Raw genomic sequence first — 13428 nt, 5'->3', positions numbered from 1 at the left:
GAAATTACCTTTTCACCAAGAATTCACCTTGTGTATTTCATTTAATATTCAGCTTTGCATAGATTTCCAGGCTGATAAACTGTTCATCCTTTATTTCGCAGTCCTTCATCGTTCCTTCAAATTCAAAATCGAGCTGATTCAATACCTTTTTGCTGTTTTTATTTTCTGTTTCCACAAAAGCTTCGATCCGGTGAACACGCATGTTTTTAAAGGCATAACTGCAGGCCGGCTGTGCTGCTTCCTTTATCATCCCTGAACCCCAGAACTCCGGCAGCAGCCAATATCCCATTTCAATCTTCCGGTTTTCTTTATTCCAGTTATTAAATCCCACGGCTCCGAGAAAAGTATGGTGATGGCGGTCACAGACAGCCCACCAGATCCCGGTCTCTTCTTTTTCTATCTTTTTAAACCAGGCAATCTGTTCCCAAGTAGCTGATAAGCTGTTATAATGTACGCCATAATGCTTTATTACCTCAGGGTGAGACAGCCCGTAATATACCGATTCAATATCTGTTTCCTGAAATTGCCTTAATATCAGTCTGTCTGTAACCAATACAGGGAAAGGGTTTACTTTTGCATGTTCTTCCTGAACTGGATGCAATGGTTCACCCGATACGTCCGCAGGCTCAGTTTCTGTTTTTTGAATTTCTTTATCCTGCGCATGCGCATGCCCTTTCAATAGTTCCGGTCGCGGAGAATTGCAATGTACCTTTACATCATCTAGGGAATAGCCGGAAAGACCTTCGATGCCTGACTTAAGACGATCAGGTATACCGGTCTGTTCAGATTTTATCTCAGACCGTGAAAGAGAATCTTCATTTGTTTTATTTTGCTTCTGGTGTTTCATACAGTTGGCCGGATTATATGTTTCAGGTTGATTAAACATTGAACATTATGTTTGAAAGATACCATTAATCAGAACAATAATCTTCACATTTCAGGTCTATGCTGAATACAATTTTATATTACTTATCAGCACCGGAATTCCGGCAATTTTCTGCAATTGTTACTCCCCTTTTTAACCCGGATTCAATTGATCATTAAAAAACCACCGTAAAGATACAGTGATTTCATTTTGTATTAAAATTTTCTTATTTCAATTTATAAGAATTTCCGTCCCAGAGATAGGCTTTTGAGGAATGTTTTTTCTTTTCCCTGTCTTTATCGTCCCTTTCCATTTCTTCCATTTTCAGTATAAAAGCGTTGGGAATTCCCCCTTTGTCATTGGGAAAAATAAGTTTTTCATTGTGATAATAGGCATCGGCATCACCTACATTCATCAGCTGCGGAAGTGCGGTTAATTTTTTATCTTTATTGAATAAGATGTACTGGTCATACCCTGCAATCCCGCACGCTTCTCCTGAAACGGTTGCTTTTAATGTGAATTCCACGTCTTTAAGCTTATGGCTGCTTTCAACGGTAAAGGCGGCATAATTCAGGCTTTCCCCGGATCCTGTATCAAAAGATACTTCACCGATCAGCCGATTCCCTTCCAGGACTTTAACACCGGCAATATTCTGTGGGTAGGCCTGATTAAACTCCTTATCTTTTTTGTCGACGGTTTTGGAGATTCCGAAAAGAAAATCAAGTCCGTTTTTATTCCTGTATCCCACAGCCAGGTTTCCGCCCCAGATATAGCCTTCTTTTGTCTGATTATCTTTCTGGTAGGATATTTTATACCAGTTCGCAGCCCTTTCGCCTAATTTTAAGAGTGCATCTTCCCTGTGAAGAACCAAAACCTGCTGGTTGGACTGTAAAGAATCTGAAACCTGGCCTTTAACATCGGGAGACTGCCTGATCCGGGCCTGGTCGGTAAATATTTTCTGAGGCTTATTCTCTTCGAAATTAAAAATGCCGTTCGCATAGGCAGGTTCTTCTTCCTGTGCGGAAAAAGCCTGAGCCATACATAGAAATAAAAAAATAAGTACCGTTTTCATATTCCTATTTTTCAAGAAGCAAGCTTACCCATTCTTCGCGCTGGAGCTGTTTTTTAAGCTTCAGCCCGCTTTCCCTGCAGACTTCCAGTATATCATCCACATCGAAGAAGCAAAGCCCCGAAAGCAGCAGCTGTCCGCCTGCATTCAATACATTAACGTAGGCTGGAATATCAGAGATCAGGATATTCCGGTTGATATTGGCCAGAATAACATCATAATGTTCTTTACCCAGATTGTCGGCGGTTCCCTGTTCAATATCCAGTTCCACACTGTTTCTTGCTGCATTTTCTCTGGAATTTTCTACAGACCATTCATCAATATCAATGGCTTTTGTATGGCCGGCACCCTGCTGTTTTGCATAGATGGCCAGCACGGAAGTCCCGCAACCCATGTCCAGGACCTGTTTACCGTTGAAATCAACAGCCATCATCTGCTGGATCATCAGGTGGGTCGTCGGGTGATGCCCCGTACCGAAAGACATTTTAGGCTGTATGATAATTTCGTGCATTCCAGGAACCGACTCATGGAATTCTGCACGGATCATGACTTTATCATCAATATTAATCGGCTCAAAATTCTTTTCCCATTCCTCATTCCAGTTGATGTTCGGCATTTCCTGAAATGTGTATTCAATTTTTACATTTTCATTATGGAAGATGGGAAGCGCTTTTAATTCTTCTTCATTCAATACGTCTTTCTGGATATACCCTAAGATCCCCTCCAGCTCTTCTGTAAAACTGTCGAAACCTATTTCGATAAGCTCTGCCATCAGGATTTCATTCCACGGCTGAAGCGGAGAAATTTTGAAATCGAATTCTAAATAATGTTGCATGTGAATAATTTGCTGCAAAAATAAAACTACTTTTTTGATTTTCCGGAATAAGTTTTAAAACCGCATTCAGCTGATGTAAAGTTTTTGCAATGACACTCTTAGTAAAGACAAACAGGTAAATACCGGCAAAGCCCTAGCCCCGATTGAAACAGAAATCCTTTTTTGAAAAAAAAGATTGCAGCGGAAAGCTGGAAACAGCTCCTGAAAATTATCCGTAAAAAAAAGCGAACCGAAGCCCGCTCTGATTATTATTTTAAACTGATTTTTATGGATTGGTAGAGAAAATAGACCCGTTGGCGATTAATGCCCTTCTGTTCATTTTCAGGATATCCCTTACCCATTCTGCAAAATCTTCCGGCTGAAGCACTTTTTCAGGATCTCCGTCTGTGAGGCCTCCCTGGATCGACATGTCTGAAGCAATGGTACTCGGGGTCAGCGTAACCACACGGATATTTTGTTTCCTCCATTCCGCCATCATAGATTGTGACAATGAAACCACGGCTGCCTTGGACGCGGCATACGCTGACATATTTGGTCCGCCTTTCAGTCCGGCCGTTGAGGCTACATTGATGATATCGCCTTCGCCTTTTTCTTTCATGAAAGGGTGGACTGCTTTTGCGGTATAATATACTCCGAAAAGATTGGTTTTAATGACCTGTTCCCATGTTTCCGAAGGCATTTCCTCGATAGACCCGAAGTCACCGATTCCTGCATTGTTGATTAAAATATCAATGCCTCCCAGCTGTTCTGCCAGCGATTCTATTCCGGCCTTTACATGGATTTCATTGTCTATACTGAAAACGGCATATGCTGCCTTTACGCCCAACCTGCGGATTTCATCAGCCGCCATTTTAAGGTTCTCTTCATTTCTCCCGGTAATCCCGATATTTACCCCTTCACTGGCCAGCGCCAATGCCACAGCTTTTCCCAATCCTCTTCCTCCACCGGTAATTACGGCATTTTTTCCGCTTATGTTCATCTTATTATGGTTTATGTATTTGTTAAGGTGCAAATTTACAAAAGGTATTTTTCTAATCTGAATGAACACGAATGTTTTTCACAAACGCACTTATTTAAAGTGTCTATTTAAATTTTATAAAATATATAGGATCCATAGATGTTTATTGCACCTGATATTTAACCAGTATGAATATATTTAACAGGCTGCAATCTTCTGATATTAATTTAAGCAGGCTCTGCTATTTGTGAAGGCCTGTATTTACATCACAAAACCGGCTCTTTCCAGAACCGGTTTCAATTGAAAGTATAGTAAAAAAATAAAAAGCTTAAGGAATAACAATCTGGTCCTGAACCTCAAATTCTTCTGAAGCGGTAAACTGGTTTCCGTACATATCCGAAGCCCTTACCTCAACTTTGTGTTTCCCCAGGGAAAGTTTTTTGGAAAAATCCCCTGTCCAGATGTGTTTTGAAATTTCCGGGTTGGAAGGCCTTCTCCCCGGAAAAATATTCTGCGTGGTATCCCATTTGAAAACCGACACGGCAAAGCTCGGATCTACCGTTTCATCATACTGCATGGCTTCCCACTTTTCGCCGTCTATCCTGTATTCCACTTTATCCTTTCCGCTCCCCATAAAGAAATTGGCTAAGATTTTCGCCGAGGTTTTTACGGGATAGGGAACGGCTTTCGGAACATATAAGTTGATCTGGTAGTCATCCGGTTTCCCGGCAGTTTTGTACTTCACTTTGTACTGGTCATCATTAAAACTGATGAAAGAATATCCTTTTGCAGTCCCGTCCCTCATGGTGGAAGTCGGCAGCCCCAAATCATCGGATGTTCCGGACCACCAGTCGCCGCAGGTAGTTCCCACGTTGTATTCATGCAGGTCTTTTGACCCGTTCCACCCTGCTTCTTTCCCGTAAAAAAGCTGCTGCTGGATGTGGGTGTGCGCGGATAACATCAGTGCATTCCTGAACGGAGCCAGATAATCAAACAGTTTCTGGCGGTCTGAATTCCTGAAATTATCTTCATTTTTATGCTCCAGCGGGATATGGAAAGAAACAACGATCAGTTTGCTTTTATCCACCAGCTTCAGGTCGTTTTCAATAAATTTCAGCTGGTCTTCGCGGAAGCCTCCCCAATATCCTTTTCCGTCCCGCGGATCCGGGTACAGGATATCATCCAGAATAATAAAGTGGACATTCCCGTAGTTGAAAGAATAATTGGCAGGCCCAAAATTAGACTCAAAGGTTTCGTCTGACAGAAGGTCTTCTTTGGCATCGTAGTTCATATCATGGTTTCCCATTACATTGTACCACGGCAGGCCTACTTCTTTCATCACGTCTGCATAAGGTTTCTGAAGGCTTAGATTGTCGCCTACCAGATCTCCGAGGCTGATTCCCAATACTGCATTTTTCCTGTTATTTTTAACTTCGCTTACAATGGCTCTTTTAAAATAATCCAGCTGTTTCTCGGTGTACGGCTGCGGATCGCCGAAAACCAGGATATCAAAGTTTTTGCTTTCACTCTGTTTATACAGGGCAAAGTTCAGTTCTTCAGGGAGCGTCCCGGTTGGCGCCGTTCCTTTGTATTTGAAATCTGCCGGTGAGCCATTCGGCTTGTACTGATAATAATATTGAGGAAGGTTATTTGCATTAACCGGCGTCATGTATCCTGAAGGCTTGATCACAAAAATCGTCTGCCCGTCCTGAACCGGAAGGCTGTACCTCCCGTTTTTATCGGTTAATATAACCTGGACCCCGTTCGATACGGCAACTCCCGCGATTCCTTTTTCCCTGTTTTCCTTTTTCTGGTTTTTGTTGCTGTCTTCATACACATACCCTGAAACGGAAGCCTGTGAGAACGCCATTGCTGAAATTAACAGGCACGGCATTAAAAATTTTATATTCATTATTCCTTCTTGATTTTTTAATATTGATTATTTATTTATTCCACCAGACTTTTACGTTGATATCGTCGCCGCCCATCTGCTGAACCGCTGCCTGGTAATTGCCGGTGTTTAATACCCTTGGATTCGGCGGATACATAAGCCTTGAAGGCATGATCCCGTTGTTTAAAAGGCCTCCGTTATTGGGAAGCACCGGAAACCCCGTCCTTCTTTTTTCAAACCACTGCTGCTGGTCTACAAAGAACAATGCAATGTATTTCTGGATCATGATCCTTTCCAATGTCCCGTTATAGGCAACATTGGGATTGGCAAAATAATTGGCAGGCATTACCGAACCCCACTGCTCAATGGTTGCCTTTACGCCGTTTTCATAATACGTCTGTGCATTTCCGGGAATAACGCCTTTGAATGCCAGCTCCGAAAGGATAAACTGCAGCTCCGCATACGGGTAAATCAGGATGTTCAAAGGCGCTTTGGCCAGGTTCTGGTTCATGTTGGACGGCTGGTAATTGAAAGCAGTTCCGTACGCATAGCCTGAAGGAGCCCCTTTATACCCGATATTCGCATTGGCCGGGATACTTTTCGCCTGGCCGAAAAACATCGCCATTCTCGGGTCATTGTTGGCTTTCAAAGTTTCCACAAAAAATGTTGAGGCAGCCCTTCCCGTTGTGAAATCCTGCGGCCTTGTGATCGGTGGAAGAAGAGGTGCCACACCTGTTACGTTTACCTTTGCGGTTTCTGCATTGCTTTGGAAGATCGGGTAAATCGTAGGATTGCTGATGATCTCATTGATCCTCTCATGCACCTTAACCTCCCCGTTCCTGCTTAAAATCCTGGTCAGCAACCGTAAAGAAAGTGAGTTACAGAACTTTTTCCAGTTGACAATCCCGTTGGCATCGCTTTCGGATTTGTAAAAAATATCTGTCCCGCTAAGGGTTTTCGTGGTCACGAAGAGGGAATTTGCCGTTTTTAAATCATCCAGCAATTTAACGTAAATGTCTTTCTGCCTGTCAAATTTCGGCTGGGTCATGCCTTCATCCAGGCTTGATGCTTCAGAAAACGGAACGTCACCGTAGGTATCGGTAAGGTTGGAATAAATCCACGCATTAAGCACCATTGAGATTGCCAGGTAGTTCGGGTCATTGTCCCGGTCAGCGGCAAACTTCATGTCTTTTACCTGCTTAAGCCATTTGTAGCTGTTGTTCCAGAAGCCAGCCCCGGTATTTTCCGTGATATTATACCGGCTCAGGGTATTTCCTTCATTAGGAAAGTCAAGAGAAACCTGCATGATATCAAAGGTGAAATCATTGGCTCTCATGTAATTTACCGCCGACATATTGTACTGTACCGGAACCAGTAATTTTGACGCTACCGGCTCACTGATCCTGCTGGTATCCGAGTTTACCTCATCTAAACTTCTGCTGCACGAAACCGGAACCAAGGACAGCCCGGCGATTAATAATGTATTTACAAGTACTTTTTTCATGATTTTACGTTTTAGAATTTAACATTAAGCTGAATACCTACCGTTCTTGCCGTCGGTAGCTGCCCTACTTCCACTCCCGGAGTGATCTGGCTGTCATTCAATGTGGCTGCTTCCGGATCAAAGAGCGGGAATTTGGTCCACATCCAGAGGTTCCTCCCGAACAAGGCCAGTGTAAGATCTGTTATTTTAAGCTGTTCGGTTATGCTTTTCGGGAAAGTGTAGGAAATCCTTGCATCCCTCAGTTTGATGAAAGAAGTATCAAATGTATTGGTTTCTACATTTGCCCTCCTGTAATAATCTGCATAGTAAGCCGATACCAGGATTCCTTTGGTATTGGGAGAGAATGAGCCGTCTGGATTCTGCACTACCCCATTTCCGACAATTAAGCCTCCGGGATTTTCCCTTCCGTATAAGGTATGCCCCAGTTTTCCCTGCTCCGACATTTTGTGGTGCGACTGTGAGTAGGCCATCCCTTTGTACTGCCCGTCAAAAGAGAAGCTTACCGTAATGCCTTTGTATCTGAATTCGTTCTGGATCCCTGCCCTCCATTCCGGGTAGGCGTTCCCTATTTTCTTCATCTGTGTCGGCTTTGCCGTCAACCCGTCATTGGCATTGAAGATTACCTGTCCGTCAGGTGAATACATCAGCCCGTATCCGTACATATCTCCCAATGAGCCTCCTACAAATGCATTGAAGTATACCACTCCGCCTACACTTCCCATCGTATAAGGCTCGCCGTTGAATTCCGCAGGAAGGGAAAGTATCTTATTCCGGTTCAGGGACCAGTTGGCATTAACGCTCCATGAAAAATTCTTGTTCTTAACAGGATAGGTGTTCAACGTCATTTCAAGCCCTCTGTTCCTTACTTCTCCGGTGTTGATCACACGGGTACTGTAACCTGTTTCCCAAAGTACAGGTACCCTTACGATCTGATCTTTGGAGTTGTTCTGATAAGCCGTGACGGTATAACTGATCCTGTTTTTAAGAATACTGAACTCCATCCCTGCCTCTTTACTGGTAATCATATTAGGCCTCAGGTTTGGATTCGGATATAATGAGGGGGATTCTACCGATCCGTTGAAATCACTGTTGTTATAATATTTGATCAGCTGGTACGGATCCGTATCATTGCCTACCCTGGACCATGAAGCCCTGAGTTTCCAGTAATTAAACCGGTCCGAGGTCAGTTTGAAAATATCTGAGAGAATGAATGACGTTGATGCTGAAGGGTAGAAATAGGAACGGTTTTCTTTCGGGAGCGTGCTGCTCCAGTCGTTTCTTGCCGTAAGGTCAAGGAATATTTTGTTTTTATAGCTTAAAGTAGCCAGGCCATAGGCACTGTTTACCTGCTTATCATTAGGCCTTGCAAATTTTGAAATATTTGCAATTCCGTTGGGCATGGTGTATACGCCCGGCTTCAGTAATCCTTCTGCCAGATAATCATTCATCACATATTCAGTATAGCGGATATTCCCTCCGGCTGAAACACTGAAATCAAAATCATTGAACTGGTTTTTATAGGTGAACAGGACATCATTATTCAGATCCATTAACCTGATATGCTGCTCCCTGTACATCCCCTGAAGATAATTGGCAGAGCTCCACGGCCTTTTCTGGGTACGCAGTTCGTTGTTAAGCTCCATTCCTGACCTCACCATTACGTCAAGGTCCTTTGTAATTTTATAATTGAGGTTTACATTTCCGGTGATGAAATTTTTATCGACCCCATTCAGCATTTCGTAAGCGATGAGGTAAGGATTATCGATAAATGAACTGAAGGGATGGATCTGGTCTACCTGTTCCTGTCCGGCTTTCCAGATCGGCCTGTACCATGACAGATCCACATTCGGATTCTGGAAAATCATGAAATAGGAAATAGACTGGTTGCTGTATCCCGTCGCCGGCAGGTTGTCACTCTTTGTTTTGCTGTAATTTAATTTAATCCCGATCTTCAGTTTCTCGCTTAGTTTATGGTCTACTGAAAAAGCAGCGGTAAACCTGTCGAAACCTGTATTGGGCATCATCCATTCGTTCATTAAATAGGTTAAAGATGACCTGAATGATGTATTTTCGTTAGACGCTTCTACGGCGATGTTATTGGAAAAAGTAGTTCCGGTTTCCCAAAACCCTTTGATGTTATCCCGGTAAGGCTGCCACAGCTGCCTTGTTGCACTTTGTCCCTGGGTGGCGGGATCATACTGGAAATAATACTGTCCGGCGAACTTAGGCCCGAATGCGCTGCTGGTAGAACCTGTATTCACGCCGTCTGCTGAAGCCTGGTAAGAATAGAAATAATTCCCCTTCGTATCTTTCTGCATGGTTCCCTGTCCGTATTCATACTGGTAATCCGGCCATTTCAGTACAGAATCATAGCTTGAATAGGAATTCAAGCTTACCTGTACTTTACCTTTTCTGCTTTTTCCGGATTTTGTCGTGATCATGATGGCTCCCCCTGCCCCTCTGGAACCGTAAAGAGCAGATGCGGTAGCACCTTTAAGAACGGTAATGGATTCAATGTCATCAGGATTAATGGTGTTGATCCCGTTTCCGTAGTCAATAGGCAGGTCTGCCTTGGATCCGGCTCCGTATGCTGAAAACCCTGTTCCCGTGATATTGTTGTTCAGCGGAACGCCGTCTACTACGATAAGGGCATTGTTTTCGTTCGGGTTCATCGAGATGTCACCTCTCAGTTTGATAAGGGAACTTCCGAGCGGGCCTGCTCCGGCAGTCTGAATTTTCAGTCCGGCCACTTTTCCTTCCAGCGCCTGGGACCAGTTGTTGTTCTGCGTTCTTAATAACTCTTCAGATTTAATGGTTTCGGCCACATATCCTAAAGACCGGTCCTGCCTTTTAATCCCCAAAGCTGTTACCACCACTTCGTCAATATTCTTAATCGTATCCCGCTTCGCTTTTTCCTGGGCTGCCAGATTGACGCTTACCAATCCTAACAGTGAAAGAATCAACAGCTTTTGTGTCTCTTTACGCATATCCTTTTTGTTTGCGCAAAATTAGAACGACATTATGACTAAGGGTTTAACAAGGTTTTAACATTAATTAAATAATTATTAAACGAAATATGAATTTATGCTTAACAAAGAAACATAGAAGTTTGGTTAATAACAGGTTAAAACAATTACGGATTTTTAATATGAACACGTCCGGTTTTATGCCTATTTTTATTGTCTTTTTATGAGAAAATATAAGATACCTTATATATGCCATTATTGATTAGCGGTTACATTATAATTGGTATTCAGGCAAAAAAAATCAGCCTGTCTCAGTGAGACAGGCTGATTCAAACTGGTGGATTCCTGTTATTTGTCTTTTAGCTGATCAGGGATATTGGTGGTTACAAACCCTATTTTCTGCTTTTTCAGCTCTTCATATACGGCGATGTCATTTACCGTCCATGCATTGGTAATTAATCCCAGTGCCGTTGCTTCGGCAATCCAGTCTGGGTTTTTCTGGAAGATACTGTAATGGTAATCAATCCCGTCCAGTCCTTCGTTTTTAACCTGCTGTGGAGAAAGTTCGCCCTTCAGGTACTGTACTTTGAAAGCAGGCTCCAGCTTTTTGATTTCCTTACAGATGTTTAAGCTGAAAGAAATGAATTCACTCTGGGATTCCAGCTTCATGTCTTTGATCATCCTGACCGTTTTTGCCGTCAGTTCATCTTCTTTCTCTTTCGTTTTATCAGGCTTGATTTCTACAATAAGTTTTAGTGAACCGTCCTTTTTCCCCTTTTTTAAATAATCCTTAAGTGTAGGAAAGTCTTCGCCGTTTGATAATTTTACTTTTCTGAGCTCTTTAAAATCAGTCTCTGAAATTTCCATTTTCGCATGGTGCTCGTCATGGTTTACCACCAAAACGCCGTCTTTCGTCATTCTGACATCGAATTCAGCACCGTAAATCTTCAATTTCTGCGCATTCTCCAGTGATTTCAGAGAATTTTCGGTAGTCGGCGGCTGGGTCTGCCAATAGCCTCGGTGGGCAATAATCCGGGTTTGTGCCTTCATGATTACGGTGCTTAAAACTGCTAACCCTAAGATAACTTTTTTCATAATATAATCTGATAATTAAAGATGAAGTCCTGCAACTTTTGCTAAGATCGCATTCAATTGCGGGGATATTTTTTCATTATAAGTAACTGCAAAGATATTATTACTTCCTGTTGCTTCGCCTATATTTGTTTTAACAGTATTTTAATTCGGCTGAAATATTTTGATTCCGTTATTCTTTTAATGATATGAGTTTAATTATTTTTGCTGAAAAGACAGAAATCCAATGCCCGAAAATATTCAACAAAAAATAGAAGACCTGCGCAAAGAGCTTCATCAGCATAATGAAAGCTATTATCTTATGGATGCGCCTTCGATTTCAGATTATGATTTCGACATGCTGCTTGAAGAGCTGCGTGACCTGGAGGCAAAACATCCGGAGTTTTATGATGAGAACTCGCCTACCGTACGTGTAGGCGGCGGCATTACCAAAGTCTTCCCGACCATTCAGCATAAATTCAGGATGTATTCACTGGATAATTCTTATGATTTCAATGATCTTGAAGACTGGGAAAAAAGAATCATCAAAACCATCAACGATCCGGTAGAATTTGTAGCCGAGCTGAAATATGACGGTGCTTCTATTTCCATACGCTATGAAAACGGGAAGCTGGCACAGGCGGTTACACGCGGAGACGGTTTTCAGGGGGATGAAATTACAGGCAATGTCCGGACGATTTCGGATGTTCCTTTAAAACTGAAAGGGGATTTCCCGGAGCACTTTTTTATGCGGGGCGAAATTTACTTAACCCGGAAAAATTTCGACAAGATCAATAAACAGCGTGAAGAAGACGGCCTTGATCCTTTTATGAACCCGAGAAACACCGCCAGTGGGAGCTTAAAAATGCAGGACAGCGGTGAAGTCCGGAAACGGGGTCTTTCCTCAGTGCTCTACCAATATATTTCTGAAGAAATCCCGACAGAAACCCATTGGGAACTGCTGGAAAAAGCAAAATCCTGGGGCTTTACAACCTCCCGGCAGGCACGCCTCTGCACCACCATGAATGAAGTAAAGGAATTTATCAGCTTCTGGGATCTTGAACGCCATAATTTACCATTTGAAATAGACGGCATCGTTTTAAAAGTCAATTCCTTGAGACAGCAGCGCCAGCTAGGTTATACGGCAAAATCCCCGCGCTGGGCCATGGCCTATAAATTTAAGGCGGAAAAAGTGGAAACCGAGCTCCTGAGTGTTTCCTATCAGGTAGGAAGAACCGGAGCCATTACCCCTGTTGCCAACCTGAAACCTGTTTTACTGGCCGGGACCATCGTAAAAAGAGCATCGCTGCATAATGAAGACATCATTAAGAAGCTTGGGCTTCATGAGCATGATTTTGTCTACGTGGAAAAAGGCGGCGAGATCATCCCTAAAATTATTGCCGTAAACCCGGAAAAAAGAAATCCGGAAAATAAGGAAATCGAATACATCAAAATCTGCCCGGAATGCGGGACTGAACTGGTAAAAATAGAAGACCAAGCCATTCATTTCTGCCCGAATGAGCTTCACTGTCCGCCTCAGGTTGTGGGAAGGATGATCCATTACGTATCCCGCAAGGCCCTCAATATTGAAAACCTGGGAAGCGAAACCATTGAACAGCTGTACAGGGAACGGCTGATTGAAAACCCTGCCGATTTTTATGTCCTGACCAAAGAACAGATCCTCCCTCTGGAAAGGATGGCGGAAAAATCAGCACAGAATATTATTTCAGGGATTGAAAAATCAAAAGAAATCCCGTTCGAAAAAGTACTGTACGGAATCGGGATCAAACATGTGGGAGAAACGGTGGCTAAAAAGCTGGTAAAAAACTTCCCGACTATTGATGAACTGATTAATGCCACTGCAGAAGAACTGTGCCAGGTGGAAGACATCGGGACAAAAATCGCAGTGAGCATTGTCGATTTCTTTGCCAATTCCGAGAATATTCTAATGATCGAACGGCTGAAATCATACGGCGTAAAGCTGGAAAAAGGGGAAAGTACAAATGAAGTCCTGTCCAATGTTCTGGAAGGAAAAACATTTCTGTTTACAGGGAAATTATCATTATTTACCCGGGAAGCAGCCGAAGATATGGTGGAAAAACACGGCGGAAAAAACATTTCAGCGGTCTCCAAGAACCTGAATTACCTGGTAGTGGGTGAAAAAGCCGGCAGCAAGCTGAAGAAAGCGCAAAGCATCGGGACTATAGAAGTCCTGGACGAGCAGCAGTTTCTGGATCTGATTGAAGAACAATAAATCTTTTTTACTAAA

At 42.9% G+C, this 13428-nt stretch carries 9 protein-coding genes; 1 reads left to right on the top strand and 8 read right to left on the bottom strand.

The window, feature by feature from the left end:
• Positions 1–37: 37 nt before the first annotated feature.
• The 8 genes from SD427_RS04950 to SD427_RS04915 form a co-directional block, all read right to left on the bottom strand.
• Positions 38–886, bottom strand: a complete 849-nt coding sequence (locus SD427_RS04950; RefSeq protein ID WP_320560177.1) for a GNAT family N-acetyltransferase — start codon at positions 884–886, stop codon at positions 38–40.
• Between the two features lie 205 nt (positions 887–1091).
• A complete protein-coding gene (locus SD427_RS04945; RefSeq protein WP_320560176.1) occupies positions 1092–1937 on the bottom strand; it encodes an SH3 domain-containing protein in 846 nt (281 codons plus the stop codon).
• A 4-nt stretch (positions 1938–1941) separates the two neighbouring features.
• The gene (gene prmA, locus SD427_RS04940; protein WP_320560175.1) at positions 1942–2769 is read right to left on the bottom strand and encodes a 50S ribosomal protein L11 methyltransferase; all 828 of its coding nucleotides are present in this window, start codon (positions 2767–2769) and stop codon (positions 1942–1944) included.
• A 265-nt stretch (positions 2770–3034) separates the two neighbouring features.
• Positions 3035–3748, bottom strand: a complete 714-nt coding sequence (locus tag SD427_RS04935) for a 3-ketoacyl-ACP reductase (protein ID WP_320560174.1) — start codon at positions 3746–3748, stop codon at positions 3035–3037.
• Between the two features lie 307 nt (positions 3749–4055).
• Positions 4056–5639 (bottom strand): calcineurin-like phosphoesterase family protein, encoded by a 1584-nt coding sequence (locus SD427_RS04930; RefSeq protein WP_320560173.1) that lies wholly within the window; start codon positions 5637–5639, stop codon positions 4056–4058.
• 31 nt (positions 5640–5670) lie between these two features.
• Complete coding sequence (locus SD427_RS04925; RefSeq protein ID WP_320560172.1) at positions 5671–7122, bottom strand: SusD/RagB family nutrient-binding outer membrane lipoprotein; 1452 nt, start codon at positions 7120–7122, stop codon at positions 5671–5673.
• An 11-nt stretch (positions 7123–7133) separates the two neighbouring features.
• Positions 7134–10109 (bottom strand): SusC/RagA family TonB-linked outer membrane protein, encoded by a 2976-nt coding sequence (locus SD427_RS04920; protein ID WP_320560171.1) that lies wholly within the window; start codon positions 10107–10109, stop codon positions 7134–7136.
• 327 nt (positions 10110–10436) lie between these two features.
• Positions 10437–11183: a glycerophosphodiester phosphodiesterase gene (locus SD427_RS04915; protein ID WP_320560170.1), complete on the bottom strand. Its 747-nt coding sequence runs from the start codon at positions 11181–11183 to the stop codon at positions 10437–10439.
• A 223-nt stretch (positions 11184–11406) separates the two neighbouring features.
• On the opposite strand from SD427_RS04915, the gene ligA reads away from it, so the two are divergent.
• On the top strand, positions 11407–13413 hold the full coding sequence (gene ligA / locus SD427_RS04910) for an NAD-dependent DNA ligase LigA (RefSeq protein ID WP_320560169.1): 2007 nt from the start codon (positions 11407–11409) through the stop codon (positions 13411–13413).
• Positions 13414–13428 lie beyond the last annotated feature (15 nt).

The sequence above is a fragment of the Chryseobacterium sp. JJR-5R genome, from assembly GCF_034047335.1.
GTDB lineage: Bacteria > Bacteroidota > Bacteroidia > Flavobacteriales > Weeksellaceae > Chryseobacterium.
This window is presented reverse-complemented; position numbering and strand designations above follow the sequence as displayed.